This is a genomic window from Citrobacter sp. RHBSTW-00671, from assembly GCF_014103415.1.
Lineage (GTDB): Bacteria > Pseudomonadota > Gammaproteobacteria > Enterobacterales > Enterobacteriaceae > Citrobacter.
In genome coordinates, this window is the sequence record NZ_JABXPR010000001.1 from 2806432 (window position 1) to 2826699 (window position 20268).

At 52.3% G+C, this 20268-nt stretch carries 22 protein-coding genes, 1 pseudogene and 1 other annotated feature; of the genes and pseudogenes, 9 read left to right on the forward strand and 14 right to left on the reverse strand.

Annotated features, from left to right (window positions below; translation table 11 throughout):
- Positions 1-15 precede the first annotated feature (15 nt).
- Positions 16-1476, reverse strand: a complete 1461-nt coding sequence (cls, locus tag HV261_RS13485; protein ID WP_048211484.1) for a cardiolipin synthase — start codon at positions 1474-1476, stop codon at positions 16-18.
- A gap of 142 nt (positions 1477-1618) precedes the next feature.
- Between cls and HV261_RS13490 the strand changes: the two genes are divergently transcribed.
- Entirely contained in the window at positions 1619-1792 is a 174-nt protein-coding gene (locus HV261_RS13490; protein WP_202038503.1) for a YciY family protein, read from the forward strand.
- 53 nt (positions 1793-1845) lie between these two features.
- On the opposite strand, the gene HV261_RS13495 is transcribed toward HV261_RS13490, so the two are convergent.
- The gene (locus tag HV261_RS13495) at positions 1846-2142 is read right to left on the reverse strand and encodes a YciI family protein (RefSeq protein WP_048211485.1); all 297 of its coding nucleotides are present in this window, start codon (positions 2140-2142) and stop codon (positions 1846-1848) included.
- Between the two features lie 215 nt (positions 2143-2357).
- Here HV261_RS13495 and tonB point away from each other — a divergent pair, with 215 nt between their 5' ends.
- The gene (tonB, locus tag HV261_RS13500) at positions 2358-3086 is read left to right on the forward strand and encodes a TonB system transport protein TonB (RefSeq protein ID WP_212734701.1); all 729 of its coding nucleotides are present in this window, start codon (positions 2358-2360) and stop codon (positions 3084-3086) included.
- Between the two features lie 68 nt (positions 3087-3154).
- Here tonB and yciA read toward each other — a convergent pair whose 3' ends face one another.
- The 4 genes and pseudogenes from yciA to HV261_RS27695 all read right to left on the reverse strand — a co-directional run.
- Complete coding sequence (gene yciA / locus HV261_RS13505; protein WP_048211486.1) at positions 3155-3556, reverse strand: acyl-CoA thioester hydrolase YciA; 402 nt, start codon at positions 3554-3556, stop codon at positions 3155-3157.
- A gap of 164 nt (positions 3557-3720) precedes the next feature.
- On the reverse strand, positions 3721-4260 hold the full coding sequence (locus HV261_RS13510; RefSeq protein ID WP_202038504.1) for a septation protein A: 540 nt from the start codon (positions 4258-4260) through the stop codon (positions 3721-3723).
- Positions 4261-4316: 56 nt separating this feature from the next.
- Entirely contained in the window at positions 4317-5060 is a 744-nt protein-coding gene (locus HV261_RS13515) for a YciC family protein (protein ID WP_202038505.1), read from the reverse strand.
- A 28-nt stretch (positions 5061-5088) separates the two neighbouring features.
- Positions 5089-5175, reverse strand: a pseudogene (locus tag HV261_RS27695) (YkgJ family cysteine cluster protein); the annotation flags it as partial.
- Between the two features lie 281 nt (positions 5176-5456).
- On the opposite strand from HV261_RS27695, the gene ompW reads away from it, so the two are divergent.
- From ompW to HV261_RS13530, 3 genes are all read left to right on the forward strand, one after another.
- On the forward strand, positions 5457-6095 hold the full coding sequence (ompW, locus tag HV261_RS13520) for an outer membrane protein OmpW (RefSeq protein ID WP_040233206.1): 639 nt from the start codon (positions 5457-5459) through the stop codon (positions 6093-6095).
- Positions 6096-6225: 130 nt separating this feature from the next.
- Positions 6226-6501, forward strand: a complete 276-nt coding sequence (locus HV261_RS13525) for a hypothetical protein (RefSeq protein ID WP_202039696.1) — start codon at positions 6226-6228, stop codon at positions 6499-6501.
- Between the two features lie 191 nt (positions 6502-6692).
- Positions 6693-8165, forward strand: coding sequence for a GGDEF domain-containing protein (locus HV261_RS13530; protein WP_202038506.1), 1473 nt, complete (start codon positions 6693-6695; stop codon positions 8163-8165).
- Between the two features lie 32 nt (positions 8166-8197).
- Here the strand turns inward: HV261_RS13530 and trpA are convergent, their stop codons facing one another.
- The 6 genes from trpA to trpL all read right to left on the reverse strand — a co-directional run bounded on the left by trpA (position 8198) and on the right by trpL (position 14866).
- On the reverse strand, positions 8198-9004 hold the full coding sequence (gene trpA, locus HV261_RS13535; protein WP_202038507.1) for a tryptophan synthase subunit alpha: 807 nt from the start codon (positions 9002-9004) through the stop codon (positions 8198-8200).
- The gene (gene trpB / locus HV261_RS13540; RefSeq protein WP_202038508.1) at positions 9004-10197 is read right to left on the reverse strand and encodes a tryptophan synthase subunit beta; all 1194 of its coding nucleotides are present in this window, start codon (positions 10195-10197) and stop codon (positions 9004-9006) included. Before trpB ends, trpA begins: the two co-directional genes overlap by 1 nt.
- Positions 10198-10207: 10 nt before the next feature.
- A complete protein-coding gene (trpCF, locus tag HV261_RS13545; RefSeq protein ID WP_202039697.1) occupies positions 10208-11566 on the reverse strand; it encodes a bifunctional indole-3-glycerol-phosphate synthase TrpC/phosphoribosylanthranilate isomerase TrpF in 1359 nt (452 codons plus the stop codon).
- 3 nt (positions 11567-11569) lie between these two features.
- A complete protein-coding gene (gene trpD, locus HV261_RS13550) occupies positions 11570-13165 on the reverse strand; it encodes a bifunctional anthranilate synthase glutamate amidotransferase component TrpG/anthranilate phosphoribosyltransferase TrpD (RefSeq protein ID WP_202038509.1) in 1596 nt (531 codons plus the stop codon).
- A complete protein-coding gene (locus HV261_RS13555) occupies positions 13165-14727 on the reverse strand; it encodes an anthranilate synthase component 1 (protein ID WP_202038510.1) in 1563 nt (520 codons plus the stop codon). Before HV261_RS13555 ends, trpD begins: the two co-directional genes overlap by 1 nt.
- Positions 14728-14750: 23 nt before the next feature.
- Positions 14751-14845: a sequence feature (Trp leader region), on the reverse strand.
- Positions 14822-14866 (reverse strand): trp operon leader peptide, encoded by a 45-nt coding sequence (gene trpL / locus HV261_RS13560; RefSeq protein ID WP_212734703.1) that lies wholly within the window; start codon positions 14864-14866, stop codon positions 14822-14824. Its footprint overlaps the feature before it by 24 nt.
- 135 nt (positions 14867-15001) lie before the next feature.
- Here trpL and rnm point away from each other — a divergent pair, with 135 nt between their 5' ends.
- The 3 genes from rnm to rluB all read left to right on the forward strand — a co-directional run bounded on the left by rnm (position 15002) and on the right by rluB (position 17473).
- A complete protein-coding gene (gene rnm, locus HV261_RS13565) occupies positions 15002-15880 on the forward strand; it encodes an RNase RNM (RefSeq protein WP_202038511.1) in 879 nt (292 codons plus the stop codon).
- A complete protein-coding gene (locus tag HV261_RS13570; protein WP_202038512.1) occupies positions 15877-16497 on the forward strand; it encodes an L-threonylcarbamoyladenylate synthase in 621 nt (206 codons plus the stop codon). Before rnm ends, HV261_RS13570 begins: the two co-directional genes overlap by 4 nt.
- A gap of 100 nt (positions 16498-16597) precedes the next feature.
- A complete protein-coding gene (rluB, locus tag HV261_RS13575; protein WP_202038513.1) occupies positions 16598-17473 on the forward strand; it encodes a 23S rRNA pseudouridine(2605) synthase RluB in 876 nt (291 codons plus the stop codon).
- 81 nt (positions 17474-17554) lie between these two features.
- On the opposite strand, the gene cobO is transcribed toward rluB, so the two are convergent.
- Together cobO and HV261_RS13585 are read right to left on the reverse strand one after the other, a co-directional pair.
- Positions 17555-18145 (reverse strand): cob(I)yrinic acid a,c-diamide adenosyltransferase, encoded by a 591-nt coding sequence (gene cobO / locus HV261_RS13580; protein ID WP_137381716.1) that lies wholly within the window; start codon positions 18143-18145, stop codon positions 17555-17557.
- A complete protein-coding gene (locus tag HV261_RS13585; protein WP_202038514.1) occupies positions 18142-18903 on the reverse strand; it encodes a YciK family oxidoreductase in 762 nt (253 codons plus the stop codon). Before HV261_RS13585 ends, cobO begins: the two co-directional genes overlap by 4 nt.
- A 221-nt stretch (positions 18904-19124) precedes the next feature.
- Between HV261_RS13585 and sohB the strand changes: the two genes are divergently transcribed.
- On the forward strand, positions 19125-20171 hold the full coding sequence (gene sohB, locus HV261_RS13590; RefSeq protein ID WP_202038515.1) for a protease SohB: 1047 nt from the start codon (positions 19125-19127) through the stop codon (positions 20169-20171).
- Positions 20172-20268 lie beyond the last annotated feature (97 nt).

Sequence of the window (20268 nt, forward strand, 5' to 3'; positions counted from 1 at the left end):
TCTGATGGGCACGTTTTACAGCAACGGGCTAAAGAAGTAAAACAGTCGCTCAGCGATACGCTGCCAGAGTGGTCGTTTTACCCACAAACGAGCATCTAGCAGGCGGGAACGCGAAATATAATCATCCTGTACCGCGGCGAGGTCACCGCCGAATCCAGCATCGTCAATAACCAGTGTTATCTCAAAATTCAGCCACAGGCTGCGCATATCCAGGTTTACGGTACCGACCAGACTCAGTTCGCCATCGACCAGCACGCTTTTGGTATGTAACAACCCACCTTCGAACTGGTAGATTTTCACGCCTGCCGCCAGCAACTCGGTGAAAAAAGCCCGGCTTGCCCAGCCAACCAGCATTGAGTCATTCTTGCGTGGAAGAATGATGCTGACATCTACACCGCGCTGCGCCGCTGTACAGATGGCGTGCAGCAGATCGTCACTGGGGACGAAGTAGGGGGTGGTCATGATCAAATATTCACGAGCAGAATATGCGGCGGTCAATAAGGCCTGATGGATTAAGTCTTCAGGGAAGCCAGGACCTGAGGCAATAGTGTGAATGGTGTGCCCGCTGGCCTGCTCAAACGGCATGATGTTGACATCGGGAGGCGGGGGCAAAATGCGTTTACCGGTTTCAATTTCCCAGTCGCAGGAGTAGACGATCCCCATGGCAGTAGCCACCGGGCCTTCCATTCTCGCCATCAGGTCAACCCATTGTCCGACACCGGCATCCTGTTTAAAGAACCGCGGATCGACCATATTCATGCTACCGGTGTAGGCGATGTAGTTGTCGATCATGATCATTTTACGATGCTGGCGCAGGTCCATACGACGTAAAAATACACGCATCAGGTTAACTTTCAGCGCTTCGACCACCTCGATACCCGCGTTGCGCATCATCGCCGCCCACGGACTGCGGAAGAATGCCACGCTGCCGGCGGAGTCCAGCATCAAACGGCAGTGAATCCCCCGTCTGGCGGCGGCCATCAATGATTCCGCGACCTGATCGGCCATACCGCCAGGTTGCCAAATGTAGAACACCATCTCAATGTTATGACGCGCCAACTGAATATCGCGGATTAACGCCTGCATCACGTCGTCAGAGCTGGTGAGTAGCTGTAGCTGATTGCCTTTAACGCCGGCAATGCCCTGGCGACGCTCGCATAACTTAAATAATGAGGAGGCAACGCTGCTGTTTTCTTGCGCGAAAATATGTTTGCAGGCTTTGAGATCGTTCAGCCATTTAGCTGTTGATGGCCACATCGCTCTGGCACGCTCGGCGCGGCGTTTGCCCAGGTGAAGTTCACCAAAGGACAGATAAGCAATGATCCCTACCAATGGCAGTATATAGATGATCAAAAGCCAGGCCATTGCGGAGGGTACTGCGCGTCGTTTCATCAGAATGCGTAACGTTACGCCAGCAATGAGTACCCAGTAACCCAGAATGACCAGCCAACTCACCACGGTGTAGAAGGTTGTCATAAATTTAAAAATCCTTTTGAAAGCGTATTGTTAAGAGTTTACGCATCAGGAGTCATCTGGCAAATAAAAACACGGGAAAACCACTGGTCTGCATTCGGTCTGGGGGTATAATGCCCGCTCTGTGACTGGAAGAGTAGTTAACATGAAGCGTAGTAGAACGGAAGTGGGACGCTGGCGGATGCAGCGTCAGGCTAGCCGCCGTAAAGCACGTTGGCTTGAAGGGCAATCGCGCCGTAACATGCGTATCCACTCCATCAGAAAATGCATTCTCAATCATCAACGAAATTCGTTGCTGTTTGCGATCTACAGCATTTGATCCAAAAAGGGCACCGCTGGCGGTGCCCAATGTATTCCTGCCCGTTCTGTTTCTTAAAAAACCTTTTTGTACGGTTTGACCGAAACCTGCGCATAAACGCCTGCAGCCACATACGGGTCGGCATCTGCCCACGCCTGCGCTGCCTCTAAAGATTCAAATTCCGCAATCACCGTCGAGCCGGTAAATCCCGCCGCACCCGGATCGTTACTGTCGACCGCGGGCATGGGGCCAGCGGTCAGTAGACGACCTTCATCATGGAGGAGTTGCAGACGGGCCAGGTGAGCAGGGCGCACGGAAAGACGTTTTTCGAGAGAATCTGCGATATCTTGAGCATAAATAACATACAGCACGGGTAGAGCTCCTTGATCGGTATAAAGTCGCGTTTACGTTATTGGAAAGCCCTGGTAACTGCAACGTAAAGATAATAGCTTTGTTAAGGCCATATTAAGATAATGGTTTTTTTACATGAAATTGCGTTTTAAATGCGGCTTACTGTCATGGGCTTATTGAATATGATTGCTATTTGCATTTAAAATCGAGGCCTGGTTTTATAACTGAAACGATTATGACTGCAATGACCCTTGATTTACCTCGTCGCTTTCCCTGGCCGACGTTACTTTCCGTCGGCATTCACGGCGCTGTAGTGGCGGGTCTGCTGTATACCTCGGTACATCAGGTTATTGAACTGCCTGCACCCGCGCAGCCGATCTCCATCACGATGGTCGCACCTGCCGATCTTGAGCCACCTCAGGCAGTTCAACCACCGCCGGAGCCTGTCGTTGAGCCTGAACCGGAACCTGAACCTATACCGGAACCGCCAAAAGAGGCGCCGGTGGTGATTGAGAAACCGAAACCTAAGCCAAAACCGAAGCCGAAACCGGTGAAAAAGGTTGAAGAGCAGCCCAAACGTGACGTGAAACCGGTTGAGTCGCGTCCAGCATCGCCGTTTGAGAACACGGCGCCTGCTCGTCCGGCAACGACCAGTACCGCGCCGGCAACCAGTAAACCTGCGGTTAGCGCACCGTCTGGGCCACGCGCCTTAAGTCGTAATCAGCCACAGTATCCGGCGCGCGCGCAGGCTCTGCGTATTGAAGGTCGGGTGAAGGTCAAGTTTGATGTGACATCAGATGGCCGTGTGGAGAATGTTGAAGTACTTTCCGCACAGCCTGCCAATATGTTTGAGCGTGAAGTGAAAAATGCGATGCGCAGATGGCGTTATGAGGCGGGCAAACCGGGATCTGGCCTGGTGGTTAATATCGTTTTCCGTCTGAACGGTACGGCGCAGATTGAGTAACTGACGTGCCGGAGTTGGCGTCAGGCCTTCTCCGGCAAGCAGGTTTGATAACGGTGTCAACGTGGTTATCAGACCTGTGTTGGTATCGGACGAGGTTTTCCATCTTTATCTACAGCGACGTAGATAAACAGGGCTTCAGTGGCTTTGTAACGCTGGCCGATGGGTTCCGAAGCGACTTTCTTCACCCAGACTTCAATATTAATGCTGATTGACGTCGTCCCGCGTTTTACGCAGCGTGCGTAGCAACAGACCACATCACCCACGGCAACCGGGCGCAAAAAGCTCATTCCTTCAACTCGCACCGTCACCACGCGACCGTGTGCGATCTCTTTGGCCTGAATAGCGCCACCAATATCCATCTGTGACATCAGCCAGCCGCCAAAAATATCACCGTTAGCATTGGTATCGGCAGGCATGGCCAGAGTGCGTAAAACCAGTTCACCCTGGGGGGTGTTATTCGTTGTTGTCATTGTAGAACCGACTGTAGAGAAAGATTACAGGCGGGATGCTACTAGAATTTACGGGCGGAGAACAGGGGGGATGCAGTACGCGGTGGGAAGTAAGCAAGCTTGTCTGCCACGAAGAACGCAGGTGGATGAAAATTCGCCAGATCCGCAGATCTGGCGAACACATATTACGATTTATCTTCCTGCGGCAGATGGCGGTAGATATAGACGCCGCTCAGCAACGTGAAGAATAAGGTCAGGGCGGTTAATCCGAACACTTTGAAGTTGACCCAAATGTTCTGCGGCAGCCAAAACGCAATATAGATATTGGCCAGCCCACACAGGATGAAGAAGATGGCCCAGGCCAGATTCAGCTTCGACCATACCGGCTGCGGCAGCGTCAGCTCTTTTCCTAACATGCGCTGAATCAACGGCTTTTTCATCACCCACTGGCTAACCAGCAGTGCACCGGCAAACAGTCCGTAAATCACCGTAACCTTCCACTTAATGAATTCATCGTTGTGGAAGAAAATCGTCAGGCCACCGAAGACGGCAACCAGAACAAAGGTGATTAACGCCATCTTCTCGACCTTGCGATAGCGAACCCAACTGTAAATCAGTACCACAGCCGTTGCGACAATAAGCGCCGAGGTTGCCGCGTAGATGTCATAGAGCTTATAAAAAGCAAAAAAGACAACCAGCGGTAAAAAATCAAGAAACTGCTTCATTCTTCGAGTCCGTAATCAAAAAGCATCGGGTAACACGCCCGGGATGCGTTCAGGGTTTATTGACGAATCAGCATATACAGGCGGAACAAATAGATCAGCAGCACAGCAGAGATCATATTGCTCAGCGTATTCGCCAATACCGCGCCTACGTTTGGCGTTAGTACTGCAAAACTTGGCGCAAAAAGCAACAGCAGCGTTTTTGCCAGAAGCCAACCGATCACTGCCGGCGCTACCAATCGCATATTAGACCACGCCAGACGCATACTGTTGCGCATAGCGGCAAAGACGCCCATTTTATCCTGCACGACCATCACCGGCGCGAGGGCCAGCAAGATAGCCAGCAGAATACCAGGCACGACAACCAGCATAATACCGACCTGTACCAGCAGGGTAGTCAGAAAAATCAGAATAAACAATTTAGGTAATACCGGCGCGCTGGCGCCAATGGCGCGTAATGCGCTAACCCGATGACCCGCCGAAATCAGTTGAATCATCAGGATGATGCCTCCTGCAAGGATGGCATTACCAATCAGCCCTGAAAACGTCGATGCTGCAGAAGCGCGGAGCAAAATTTGCTGCTGCTCCGGCGTCATATTCTGCACCAGATCGAACAGTCCCACACTGCTGGTTAGCTGATCCCCTTCGCTCAGTTGCGCGATGTGCGCGTCGCTGGGAGAAAAGGCATGCCCTAGCACCACTGTGATAAACGCGCACAATAACGATACCAGCAAGATGGTAATAAATTGATTACGGAAAAAGTTTCCCGTGTCACGGTAAACGGATTTCGCCGTGATAGACATGCACTCTCCTTGAGTTCTGCAGGTGTTCATTTGCGCGCAATTGTACCCTGGATAACTCTACAGTGGCAGCATCGTGCGATGTATGGAAAAGCATATCTTTGTAAAGCTCCGGTAATTTTTGGCCAGGACTTCAGCAACTTGCAACATTGTTGTTTGTTCTCTGTACATCACGTTCAAATAACCAACATTTCGTGTCGGAGTCAAAGGTACTTGCATAGTGAAAATATATCAAAATTGATCTGAATTAATTTAACCAGGATTTTGAATGCAAGTTCTAACTTAATCTGGATCAATAAATGTTAAATTATCAAACTCAATGTGATCTAAGTTAGATCACTTATTACTCCATTGTGGGTATATTCGTTCCGCTTTTATAACCATAACGATGGAGCGGACATGAAAAAATTAACAGTTGCAGCATTGGCTTTAACAACTCTTCTCTCTGGGAACGCATTTGCGCATGAGGCCGGAGAGTTCTTTATTCGTGCAGGTTCGGCAACCGTCAGACCGACGGAAGGCGCGGGTGGTACGCTGGGAAGCCTGGGGGGCTTTGATGTCAGTAACAATACGCAGCTTGGCCTGACATTCACGTATATGGCAACCGACAATATTGGTGTTGAATTACTGGCAGCCACACCGTTCCGCCATAAGATCGGCACCGGGGCAACCGGTGATATTGCCACCGTTCATCATTTACCGCCGACGTTAATGGCGCAGTGGTACTTTGGCGACTCCAGCAGCAAACTGCGTCCTTACGTTGGCGTGGGTGTGAACTACACGACTTTCTTCGATGAAGGTTTTAACAACAACGGGAAAGAGGCGGGTTTATCCGATCTGAGCCTGAAAGACTCCTGGGGTGCAGCTGGACAAGTCGGTATGGACTATCTGATCAACCGCGACTGGCTGATTAACATGTCAGTCTGGTACATGGATATCGACACCACCGCGAGCTATAAAATGGGTGGCGTCCAGCAGCGCGACAGCGTACGCCTTGATCCGTGGGTGTTTATGTTCTCTGCGGGTTATCGTTTTTAAGTCAGTGATTCCAGTCTGAAAGGCTGGTCGTTTCGCGGCCAGCTTTTTCCCCTCTGTTTTTCCCTTCCCGACTTTCTCCCCTTTGATGTAATGCTACTCTTTAAGCAATCTGGCTTTGAGGGTATTGATGATGATATTGACCCGTCAGTTGCTACAACAAAAAATTTCCCTTATGGAAGCATCCATAGACGATGATACGACAGAGTTTGCCGTGTATGCTGCGCGCGAATTATTGAATTACATGAGCAGGGTGGAAGCCCTGGAAAAGGTCATCGCCACACAAATCACACTACCTTATTGCAGCGCCAGTCCGGTTTGTGAAATCGAAGCTGGGTATGCCGCAGGTGTGAGCGACTGTCGGGAAGCGATTCGGCGTGCCGGCTATCCGATTGCCGGGGATGACTAGTTTGCATTTTTGTTAACAAAAATGTTCTTTTGTTGTATAAATCTGTAACTTAGGTACACGGGAGAGACGTTATTTTCATCGATTATCAGGGCCACAGGACGATCAATATTATTTTTAATACTCAGCGCTGTTATGCAACAACATAAACGGGTAACCGGTTTGGCATCACCGTTAACTATCAGGGTGGACTCGTGAAGATTGTGCAAGATAAGCTCAGGAACAGGCAGGCACTGCTGGTATCGGGGCTGATTACGCTGATATTTACCTCGTTGTTTCTGTTTATCATCTACGAACAGCGTATGGCCACAGCCAGCGAAGGGATTAACCGCCTGCAGGCCCGTATGCTGGATATCTTTAACGATAATGAACTCATCGCCGATGCGATTGGTGAGCGCTACCATCACATTAAAAATGACGATCAATGTGATAATGCCGCGCAGTTTGTTCCGCGAAATGTGGGTGAATGGGGAATTAATGCCGACCCAAAGCGGGTGCACTCGGCGACAGGGACGATTATCGCCCGAGAAGCCAACCTTAAAGCTCTATGTATGTATACGGCAGCGGAGTTTATTCGCGGCATGGTTAATGAGTTAAACCCTGGCAGTTTTGACGCGCATCGTTACATCATTGCCAAGAATGCGGATTATTTTTACTGGTTTATGCCTTCTGATTCGCGCAATTTTACCTTCTCTGATTCTGAAATGGCGCAGGACATTACCGGATTTTTCTATCCGCCGGTCGATTTTTATACCCGTCTGCTGCAAAAAAACATCAAGAATAAAGCGCTCAGCTCAACGAATTTTTATACCGACAAAATTACCGGTGAAAAAGCCTACAGCGTGGTGAGCTATATCTATGACCTTTCCGGGAAAGAGATATCGGATCAAATCGTCGCCTATCTGGTCTATGACCATTCAAAGCCGGAGTTGCAGGAGGCGCTGGCAAATGCTTTTGACTATCAAATGCCACCGGGCCTGAATGTGGCTCTGGTGAATTTATCCAATAATGAGCGCCTCTGTTTATCCGGTAAATGTGCGGGTAAAACGCGCATTATGGTGCGGAAGTTGTCAGAAAAATATGCGCTGTACTATTCGATAGCATTAGGCCAGTTTATGGTGCGCGATACGCACGCCGGAATTGTGATACTGCTGGCAACGTTCTTCTTTATTATGATCAGTTTCTCGCTGAAGTCGTGGCTGAATCAAAGCGACCTCAAGGTCTATATTGATTCGCTGACGGGCTGCTTTAATCGGCGAATTCTCGACATTATTAAGCGTCGGGACTTATCACATTGTTCTGTGGTGCTGCTGGATTGCAATAAGTTTAAGGCAGTCAACGACACCTGGGGGCATGCCGCAGGCGATCGTGCGCTGCAAACTATTGCCAACAGAATGTTGTCAAACACTCGTACCAGCCACGATCTCGTGATTCGTACCGGTGGGGATGAATTTATGATCCTGCTGTTTCGCTCCCAGACAAGTGATGCTATCGCGATTGCGCAGCGTATCAGTGGTCAGGTCAACAATCACGTTTTTGTGGTGGATGGCCACACCGTACCGCTGTCGGTGTCATGGGGAGTCGCAGAGGTGAAGGGCGACCTGGATGTGGCAATCCAGAATGCGGATAACGCCATGTACAAAATGAAGCAGGCAAAGGAAGGGTAAAACCGCCAGAAGTCTCTGGCGGTTATTTCAGCTTACTGATGGGTCGCGGTTTTCATTGCACTGACAAAGGCTTTCAGCTCAGCCAGCATTTGCTCTGGTGCTGCAACATTCTTCTCAATGATTTTGACAATCGCCGATCCGGAAATAGCCCCCGCAGCACCTGCTTCAATGGCGCCTGTCACCTGTTCCGGTGCAGAGATACCAAAGCCCTGTAAGGAAGGCGGGGCATTAAATTCTTTCAGCTTCTCGACCAGATGATGCAACGGTAACGCTGCACGATTTTCGGCACCTGTAACACCTGCGCGTGACAATAGATAGGTATAACCGCGGCCATGAGCGGCAATCTGGCGCAGCAGTTCCTCGTCAGCGTTAGGCGGGCAAATGAAAATTGGCGCGACATTATGGCGTAATGCCGCCGTTCTGAATGGCGCAGATTCTTCTACCGGCACATCGGCGACTAATACCGAATCTACGCCGACCTTCTCGCACTGTGCGTAAAATTCGTCAATACCTTTACTGAACACCAGGTTGGCATACATCAGTAAACCAATTGGAATGGTTGGGTGTTTTTGCCGAATCAGCGCCAACATTTCAAAGCATTGTGACGGTGTGACGCCTGCCGCGAACGCACGTAATGTCGCTTCCTGAATGGTTGGACCGTCGGCCAGCGGATCGGAGAACGGAATACCCAGCTCAAGCGCATCGGCACCCGCTTCGATCAGCGTATCAATGATTTTCAGTGACTGTTCAACAGAAGGATCGCCCAGGGTCACGAAGGGGACAAAAGCGCCTTCTTTGCGGTCCTTCAGTTGTGCAAATAGGTTTTCATAACGTTCCATCAGATTTCCCCTCGCGCTTTCAGAATATCGTGTACGGTGAAAATGTCTTTGTCGCCGCGACCAGAGAGGTTGACCACCAGTAATTGTTCTTTCTCCGGGTTTTCCCGCATCATTTTCAACGCATGTGCCAGGGCGTGGGAAGACTCCAGCGCCGGGATAATCCCCTCATGCAGACACAGCGTTTTGAAGGCTTCCAGCGCTTCATCATCAGTAATCGAAACATAGTCAGCGCGTCCGATACTGTTCAGATAAGCGTGCTGTGGCCCGACTGACGGGAAGTCCAGTCCCGCAGAAATGGAGTAGGACTCTTCAATTTGCCCTTCAGTTGTCTGCATCATTGGCGACTTCATGCCGAAGTAAATCCCAACACGACCATGTTTCAACGGTGCGCCGTGCTCGCCGGATTCGATCCCGTGACCACCTGGCTCAACGCCAATCAGACCAACGCTGGTTTCATTTATAAAATCGGCGAACATGCCGATCGCGTTCGAGCCACCGCCTACACAGGCGATCACGGCATCCGGCAGACGACCTTCTTTTTCCAGAATCTGTGCTTTTGTTTCTTCACCAATCATGCGCTGGAACTCGCGTACGATAGTCGGGAAAGGATGCGGACCTGCAGCCGTACCCAGCATATAGTGCGCGGTATCGTAACTGCCAGACCAGTCGCGCAACGCCTCGTTACAGGCATCTTTCAACGTGGCAGAGCCGCTGTGTACCGGAATAACCTCAGCACCCATCAGACGCATACGGAAAACGTTCGGGGACTGACGCTCGACGTCTTTCGCACCCATATAAATGCGGCACTTTAAGCCCAGCAAGGCGCTGGCAAGGGCAGACGCCACCCCGTGCTGACCCGCGCCGGTTTCTGCGATGATTTCTGTTTTCCCCATGCGTTTCGCCAGTAACGCTTGTCCCAGTACCTGGTTCGTTTTGTGCGCGCCGCCGTGCAGCAGATCCTCACGCTTGAGATACAGCGTCGTCCGGGTGCCGTTAGTGATGTTCTGACATTTGGTCAATGCGGTAGGGCGCCCGGCATAGTTTTTCAGCAGGTCAGTAAACTGGGCCTGAAACTCAGGGTCTTTTTGTGCACTGACGAACGCTTCTTCCAGTTGGCGCAGCGCAGGCATCAGAATCTGTGGCACATACATACCGCCAAATTCACCAAAATATGGATTGAGTAATGTTGTCATGTCCTTTTCCTTAATATGCGCGCAGCGTCTGAAAGACTGAAGCCAGCAGACGTGCATCTTTGATGCCCGGCTGTGACTCTACGCCAGAATTGAAATCGAGCCCGGCGCAGCCGGTTTTAGCCGCGTCGACGCAGTTATCTGCACTGAGTCCGCCGGCCAGTAAAACGTTATCCAGCGATTGTCCGCTTAGCAGCGACCAGTCAAAGCGCTTACCGCTGCCGCCCTGGCCGTTATCAAAAACGTATTTATCAATATGTTGATAGCGGCGAGCAGGCAGTGATTCGCCAACGCTCAGTGCCTTCCAGATTTGCACCTGCGCGGGTAGCACATTGCGCAGAGCATCGACATAGGCCTGATCTTCGCTGCCGTGTAGTTGTACGGCGGCCAGCGACAGTGCGGTGACTGTTTCGTGGACGTCGGCGATGTCGGTGTTACGGAACACGCCGACATACTGTAACGGTGCTCCTGTCATAACGTCTCGCGCCTGTTCAACGCTGACAGCGCGCGGGGAGGTCGGGACAAAAATTACGCCGCCATAAATGGCCCCAGATTCGTACGCTGCTTTTGCATCCTGTGCTCGGGTCAGTCCGCAGACTTTATTTTCGCCAAGCAAAACACGACGCACGGCAGTATGCAGGTCATCATGGGACATCAGCGCAGAGCCTATCAGAAATCCGTTGGCGAAATGGCTGAGTTCGCGAACCTGGCTATAGGTGTTGATCCCGGATTCACTGATGACGGTGACACCATGGCCCAGACGAGGTGCAAGCAGGCGGGTACGATTGAGGTCAATCGACAGGTCACGTAAATCACGGTTGTTAATGCCGACGACTTTTGCACCCAGCGCAATGGCGCGCTCCAACTCTTCTTCATTGCTGACCTCAGTCAGCACGCCCATTTTCAAACTGTGGGCGACGGCAGCGAGTTGACGATACTGTTCATCATCCAAAACCGACAACATCAGCAGGCAGGCATCCGCCTGGTAGAAACGTGCCAGGTAAATCTGGTAAGGATCGATAATAAAGTCTTTACACAGAATCGGCTGTGGTGCGATGCGACTGACGATGGGCAGGAAATCAAAGCTACCCTGAAAATATTTCTCGTCCGTCAGCACGGAAATTGCGGACGCGTAATGTTTGTATACTCCCGCAATCTGTGCCGGGTCGAAGTCATCACGGATCACGCCTTTTGACGGAGAGGCTTTTTTACACTCCAGAATAAAAGCGGTTCGTGTCCCTTGCAGCGCATCGTAGAAATCACGTGTGCTGGGTTGAACATCATTTTGAAAGCTGGCCAGCGGTTGTTGCTGTTTGCGGGCTTCTACCCAAATCGCCTTGTCAGCGACAATTTTCGCTAAAACGGTTTGCATCATTTACCCTCTTGCGGCCAGTGCAGTGACACGGTCGTAAGCCGCACCGCTGCGCAGCACATTAATCACGGTTTGCGCGTTGGCTTTTAAGTCTTCTTTACCGTGCAGGCGCATTAACATGGCGACATTCGCGGCAACAGCAGCCTCATGAGCGGCCTCACCTTTACCTTGTAACAAGCGACTCAGAATGTCACGGTTTTCTTCCGGCGTGCCGCCAGCCAACTGTTCCTGATGATATGGCGTCAGGCCAAAGTCTTCCGCCGTTAGCTGGTAGCTCTTGATTTCACCATCATGCAGTTCCGCCACTATGGTCGGCGCATGCAGCGAAACTTCATCCATTCCGCCGCTGTGTACCACGGCTGCCCGTTGATATCCCAGCACGCGCAGTGTTTCGGCAATCGGTAACACCAGTTCCGGGCTGTAAACGCCGATCAGCGCCAGCGGCGGATGCGCCGGATTAATCAATGGCCCAAGCACATTAAACAACGTACGGGTTTTCAACTGCTGGCGTACCGGCATCGCATGGCGAAAACCTGTGTGATATTTCGGTGCAAACAGGAAGCACACGCCCAGGTCATCGAGCGCCTGACGGGACTTATCGGCGTTCATATCCAGATTGATACCAAATGCCGCCAGCAGATCCGAAGAGCCAGATTTACTGGAGACGCTGCGGTTGCCGTGTTTGGCCACTTTTAATCCACAGGCCGCCGCGACAAACGCGCTGGCGGTGGAAATATTGATACTGTTACTGCCGTCACCACCGGTTCCGACAATGTCGGCAAACAGATAATCCGGGCGCGGGAATGGGGCGGCATTTTCCAGCAGCGCGGTTGCCGCACCGGCGATTTCATTCGGATGTTCGCCACGAATTTTCATACTGACCAGCGCTGCAGCCAACTGTTCCGGCTTCAGTTCACCGCGAACGACAGCAGAGAACAGCTGGTGGCTTTCCTGCTGGGACAGCGTCTGAGCCTGGTACAGTTTTTCCAGGATGGGCTGCAGCGTATTGGTTTGTTCGAGCTTCTGTTGCGCCCAGGCCAGCGTTTGCTCCAGCAGGCGCGCACCCTGAGTGGTCAGAATCGATTCCGGATGGAACTGGAAGCCGCATACGCGATCGGTATCGTGACGAACTGCCATGACCATACCGTTAAAATGCGCGTTTATGGTTAATCCGGCTGGTACGTTGCTGCCAACCAGCGAGTGATAGCGCGCCACTGGCAGCGGATTTGCCAGACCGGCGAACATCGCCTGGCCATCGTGTTCAATGCTGGAGGCTTTGCCGTGTAGGATTTCCCCAGCCTGACCGACATATCCACCATAGGCTTCAACAATCGCCTGATGCCCCAGACAAATACCGATAATGGGCAGTTTGCCGCGCAGGCGGGTTAACAGTTCAGGCATGCAGCCCGCTTCACTGGGTGCACCAGGCCCAGGAGAAAGCATCAGCACAGGGTTTTTCATCGTCGCTAAACGGTCAATTAACGTCTGAGCCGGAATATGGTTACGGTAAATCACCACGTTGTGACCGTTAGTGCGCAGCTGATCTGCCAGGTTGTAGGTAAATGAGTCGATGTTATCGAGCAGCAGAATGTCAGCCATTAGAAAGTCTCCTGTGCGTGGTGCGCGGTGGCAATAGCACGCAAAACGGCACGCGCTTTATTACGGGTTTCATCGGCTTCAGACTGCGGAACAGAATCCAGAACAATCCCGGCACCGGCCTGCACGGTGGCGATGCCGTCTTCCACCAGGGCTGAACGGATCACAATGCAGGTATCCAGGTCACCATGGGCGGTAAAGTAGCCGACCGCGCCGCCATAGCTGCCCCGGCGGCGACCTTCTGCCTCGGCGATTAATTGCATAGCGCGAACTTTGGGCGCGCCGCTCAGCGTGCCCATGTTCATACAGGCGCGGTAAGCATGCAGCACATCCAGATCGCTACGCAGTTCGCCCACCACACGGGACACCAGGTGCATCACGAAAGAGTAACGGTCGACTTTGGTCAGGTCGGCAACATAGCGGCTACCTGGGGTGCAGATACGTGCGAGATCGTTACGAGCCAGGTCGACCAGCATCAGGTGTTCGGAAAGTTCTTTATGGTCGGTACGCATTTCCAGCTCGATACGACTGTCGAGATCGCGGTCCAGCGAACCGTCCGCACGGCGACCACGCGGGCGGGTCCCGGCAATCGGGTAAATTTCAATCTGACGGCTGGTGGCGTCGTATTTCAACGAGCTCTCTGGCGACGCGCCGAACAGGGTGAAATCGTTATCCTGCATGAAAAACATGTACGGGCTGGGGTTACTTTTCTTTAGCACATAGTAGGCTGCCAGCGGCGACGGGCAGGGCAGCGAGAAACGACGAGATGGAACCACCTGGAAAATTTCACCTGCGCGAATCGCTTTTTGCAGGCCGCGTACCACGGCGCCGAACTCTTCGTCGCTCTGATTGCATTCGCATTGCATCTGCGGGATTTCAGTGACGGGCAGCGGCGGTGCGGGTTCGGTGAGCTGTTGGCTCAACTGTGCCAGGCGGGCGTTCAGTCGCTGTTTTTCCTCGTCATTTGGCGTAAAGATGCTGGCCTGAATGCGGGTGCTTTTTTTCTGGTGGTCGATAACCATCAGTGTTTCTGCCAGATAGAAGCAGTAGTCCGGGCAACGGTTACCCGCTTCAAGCTGGGGTAAATCTTCAAATCCAGCAACCAGGTCGTAGGAAAACAGACCGCCGAAGAACATGGCTTCACGTTCTTGCGCCGGAACATGGACCAGCTCCTGCAACAAACGGAACGCGTCAAATACAGAAAGTGAGCATAAACGGGCGTCTTCATCCAGCAGCGGGCTTACGCTGGGGAAGGTCAACTGACGAACGTTCGGCTGTTTATCGTTGTCAACGCCTGCGGGCAGGGCGGCGTCCAGCAGAGGAAGCAGCGACGCGCCATTTGCCGACAATGCCTGAATGGTGACAGTGTCACCCAGGGCGGTAATACGCAACGCGCTGTCTACCAGCAGCAGGCTCTTGAGATCGTCCTTGCTGTCGATATCGGCGGATTCCAGCAACAACGTTGCCGGTCGTGCGCCACACACCTGATGAAACAGCGCCGTTGGGTTCTCACGGTAGGCGGCATCGCAGGCGAGCAGTTCAAGTGTTGGTTTTTGTGCTTGCATCGTTCTTCTCATTAATTTTGTTCAAAAAAAAGCCCGCTCATGTGGCGGGCCGGGTATCTGGTTGCATAGTGCAGACGTAAGACACTGCCCGAAATCAGGAAGTGCGCCACCAACCGTGCAGAACAAAACGTGCTTTCATCTCAGATACCTTCTTCATGTGAACTTGCGTACTAGTTAACTAGTTCGGTGGGGTAAAGTCAACACCTGATTTCAGTTAATTTGTCGAAACCGCTATGATGATCGTGATACGACATTTATTGAAACGGGAGACGCCTTGAGCGACACGAATTACGCAGTGATTTATGACCTGCACAGCCATACGACAGCCTCCGATGGGCGATTGACGCCAGAGGCCTTAGTACATCGTGCGGTAGAGATGCGAGTCGGTACACTGGCGATCACCGATCATGACACCACGACAGGTATTGCGGCGGCAAGAGAAGAAATTTCACGTTCGGGGCTAGCGCTAAATCTAATCTCGGGTGTAGAAATTTCAACGGTCTGGGAAAACCATGAGATCCATATTGTGGGTCTGAATATTGATACCGCACATCCTATGATGTGTGCGTTTTTGGCACAGCAAACGGAACGCCGCCAGCAGCGCGCGCGCCTGATTGCAGAACGGCTGGACAAAGCGCATATTCCGGGGGCGTGGGAAGGGGCTTTGCGTTTGGCTGACGGCGGGGCCGTCACGCGGGGCCATTTTGCGCGTTTTCTGGTGGAATGCGGAAAAGCCACAACCATGGCGGGTGTCTTTAAAAAATATCTTGCCCGTGGGAAAACCGGTTACGTTCCGCCACAGTGGTGTACAATAGAACAAGCTATTGATGTCATTCATCATTCTGGCGGTAAGGCAGTTCTGGCTCATCCTGGGCGGTACGATCTTAGCGCTAAGTGGCTGAAAAGACTGGTTGCACATTTTGCTGAACATCACGGTGACGCGATGGAAGTGGCACAGTGCCAGCAGTCTCCCAATGAACGCACCCATCTGGCGACGCTTGCGCGCCAGCATCAGTTGTGGGCATCGCAAGGGTCTGATTTTCATCAGCCGTGCCCGTGGATTGAACTGGGGCGCAAACTTTGGTTGCCTGCCGGCGTCGAAGGCGTGTGGCAGCTTTGGGAACAGCCCGAGATCACAGAGAGGAAAGTATGAGCCAGTTTTTTTATATTCATCCCGAAAACCCACAGCAGCGGTTGATCAATCAGGCCGTTGAAATCGTGCGTAAAGGTGGGGTGATTGTCTATCCAACCGATTCCGGCTATGCGTTGGGTTGCAAAATTGAAGATAAAGGCGCGATGGAGCGTATTTGTCGTATCCGTCATCTGCCGGACGGCCACAACTTTACGCTGATGTGCCGCGATTTGTCAGAGCTGTCTACCTATTCATTTGTCGACAACGTGGCCTTTCGTTTAATTAAAAACAATACGCCGGGCAACTATACTTTTATCCTGAAAGGGACGAAAGAAGTTCCACGCCGACTGCTGCAGGAAAAACGTAAGACTATTGGCTTGCGTGTTCCGTCGAATCCCATTGCGCTGGCGCTGCTCGAAGCCCTGGGTGAGCCAATGCTTTCTACTTCACTGATGCTTCCGGGCAGCGAGTTTACCGAGTCCGATCCTGAAGAGATCAAAGATCGTCTGGAGAAGTTGGTCGATCTGATCATTCACGGTGGTTACGTTGGTCAACAACCGACGACGGTCATCGATTTAACCGATGATTCCCCGGTGGTATTGCGCGAAGGTGTTGGTGACGTTAAACCTTTCTTATAAGGGCGCGAACCGCTATACTACGCGGCCTTAAAATGGCGCTGACTGGCGCCGTTGATTCTCCTGTTCGACGCCTGTGAAGGCGACACCTAAAGGAAGCTCTATGAGCGAAAAGTTACAAAAAGTGCTGGCGCGTGCCGGCCACGGTTCTCGCCGTGAAATTGAATCCATTATTGCCACGGGTCGTGTGAGCGTTGATGGCAAAATCGCCACGCTTGGCGATCGCGTTGAAGTGACGCCGGGTCTGAAAATCCGTATCGACGGCCATCTGATTTCGGTGAAAGAATCTGCAGAACAAATCTGCCGCGTTCTGGCTTATTACAAGCCGGAAGGTGAACTGTGTACCCGTAACGACCCGGAAGGTCGTCCAACCGTTTTTGACCGCTTGCCAAAGCTGCGTGACGCGCGCTGGATTGCCGTAGGTCGTCTGGACGTCAATACCTGTGGTCTGCTGCTGTTTACCACCGATGGTGAACTGGCGAATCGTCTGATGCACCCGAGCCGTGAAGTTGAACGCGAGTACGCGGTGCGTGTGTTCGGTCAGGTTGATGATGCTAAACTGCGTGATCTGAGCCGTGGCGTACAGCTGGAAGATGGTCCGGCTGCGTTTAAAACCATCAAGTTCAGCGGTGGTGAAGGGATTAACCAGTGGTATAACGTCACGCTGACTGAAGGCCGCAACCGCGAGGTTCGTCGTCTGTGGGAAGCGGTAGGCGTGCAGGTAAGTCGTCTTATCCGCGTACGTTATGGCGATATTCCATTGCCGAAAGGTCTGCCGCGTGGCGGCTGGACGGAGCTTGATCTTGCACAGACCAACTATCTGCGTGAACTGGTGGAGTTGAAACCGGAAACCACGTCTAAAGTCGCTGTCGAGAAAGACCGTCGTCGCATGAAAGCGAATCAGATCCGCCGTGCGGTGAAACGTCACTCTCAGGTCGGCAGCAGCCGTCGCCCGGGTGGACGCAGCAATAACGGTTAATCGTGAACAGGCCTGATAAGCAAAGCGTTATCAGGCGTTAGTGGAGCCGGATGCGGCGCAAGCGCCTTATCCGGCCTGCTGTTAGTAATCAATCCCCATTTGGGCTTTAATGCCCGCCTCAAAAGCATGCTTGACCGGACGCAACTCGCTGACCGTGTCGGCTAACTCCAGAATATCGCGATGACATCCTCGACCCGTAATAATGACCGTCTGCTGGGCTGGGCGCGCGTTTAAGGCGTTGAGCACCTCTTCAAGCGGGAGGTAGTCGTAGGCCACCATATACGTCAGTTCATCCAGCACAACCATGTCCAGCTCAGGATCGGCCAGCATTCGCTTACCGTGTTCCCATACGGCCAGACAGGCGGCGGTATCAGCTTCACGATTCTGTGTTTCCCAGGTAAACCCGGTCGCCATCACCTGAAACTCTACACCATGAGGTTCGAGCAGGTTTCTTTCGCCGTTTGGCCATGTACCTTTAATGAACTGCACTACACCGACTTTTTTACCGTGGCCCACTGCGCGAGTCGCTGTACCGAACGCAGCGGTAGTTTTACCTTTTCCATTACCGGTAAAAACGATGACAATTCCACGCTCGTCCCTGGCGGCCGCAACACGTGCGTCAACCCGGTCTTTTACGCGCTGTTGGCGCTGCTGATAGCGTTCTTCACTCATTGGGCAATTCCTGGTTTACGGCCCGGCTGGGCATCAAAAGTCATACCGGTTTTACGGCGGCTGTCATCGCCCATCAGCCACAGGTACAGCGGCATAATGTCGGCGGGGGTTTTGAGTTTTTGCGGATCTTCCGTCGGGAATGCGCTGGCACGCATGCCGGTACGCGTGCCGCCTGGATTAATGCAATTTACGCGCAGATGGCGATTCTGGTATTCGTCTGCCAGGACCTGCATCATCCCTTCGGTAGCAAATTTCGAGGTGGCATACGCTCCCCAGTTAGCCCGTCCCTGGCGACCAACGCTTGAAGAAGTAAAGACCAGCGATCCTGAATCTGATTTGAGTAACAGCGGCAGCAATGCCTGAGTCAACATAAACGTCGCGTTGACATTGACCTGCATGACATCCTGCCATACCTGCGGATTTTGTTCGCTCATCGGGCAGATATCGCCGAGCAGCCCGGCGTTATGCAACACCCCATCCAGACGCGGATAATGTGCAGCGAGGCGTTGCGCCAACTGGTGGCACTCTTCGGAGGTACAGGTCAGCAGATCCAGTGTAAACCATTGTGGTTGTGCTCCGTTTTCATCGGCGACGGTCTGGGCAACCTGACGCAATTTTTCTTCATTACGTCCAAGCAGGATAACGGTCGCACCGTAGCGTGCGTAGGTAAGCGCGGCTTCACGCCCGATGCCATCACTGGCACCGGTGACCAGAATAATGCGATCCTGTAACAGGTCTTGTTTAGGTTGGTAATGCACGGCTACTCCTCGGCGACGCTTTGGCCATCTCGTTCGCGATAACTTTTCGGCTTTATGCCTTAAACACTGGTGTTTTTCAATCAGCCAAAGGCAATAACACCGCAAAATGAACACTTTGTCATGCTTTTTGCCGATTCAGCATCGGATGGATGAAGCAAGACGGGTTTACACGCCTGTTGTACACTGAGCGAAAGTAGCGTTGTTTAACCAAGGTGGGTCTCGTGGAATTGTTGTCTGAATATGGGCTGTTTTTGGCAAAAATTGTCACTGTTGTGGTGGCTATTGCAGTGGTGGTGATGCTGATCGTAAACGCGACACAACGCAAACGTCAGCGTGGGGAATTGCGGGTTATTAACCTCAGCGATCAATATAAAGAGATGAAGGAAGATCTGTCGCTGGCCTTATTGGATGGGCATCAGCAAAAATTCTGGCATAAGGCGCAGAAAAAGAAACAGAAGCTGGAGGCGAAGGCCGCCAAGGCAAAAGCGAAACTGGGTGACAGCACGTCATCAGATAAACCTCGTGTATGGGTGCTTGATTTTAAAGGCAGTATGGATGCCCATGAGGTCAGCGCATTACGCGAAGAGGTGACGGCGGTGCTGGCGGTTGTTAAACCTCAGGATCAGGTGGTGGTTCGTCTGGAAAGCCCGGGTGGTGTGGTACATGGCTATGGCCTGGCTGCATCGCAATTGCAACGTCTGCGCGATAAGCAGATACCGTTAACCGTCACGGTGGATAAAGTCGCTGCGAGCGGCGGATATATGATGGCCTGTGTAGCGGATAAAATTGTCTCAGCGCCGTTTGCCATTGTGGGCTCGATTGGCGTGGTGGCGCAGATCCCGAACTTCAACCGTTTCCTGAAAGGCAAGGATATTGATATCGAGCTGCACACGGCGGGACAGTACAAACGTACGCTGACACTGCTTGGCGAAAATACGGAAGAAGGGCGACAGAAATTCCGTGAAGATTTGAATGAAACCCATCATCTGTTTAAAGATTTTGTGCAGCGTATGCGTCCAACTCTGGACATCGAACAGGTTGCTACCGGTGAACACTGGTTCGGGCAACAGGCGCTGGCAAACGGGTTGGTCGATGAGATCAATACCAGTGACGAAGTGATTCTGGGGTTGATGGATGGTCGTGAAGTGCTAAACGTCCGCTATATGCAGCGCAAAAAACTGATGGACCGTTTCACTGGCAGCGCGGCAGAAAGTGCAGACCGCTTACTGATGCGCTGGTGGCAGCGGGGACAAAAGCCCCTGATGTAAAATGGCAATTGCCGGATGGCGATGCTCACGCATCTTATCCGGCCTACAGGTTCAGAGCATCGTAGGCCGGATAAGGCAGCGCCGCCACCCGGCAAAT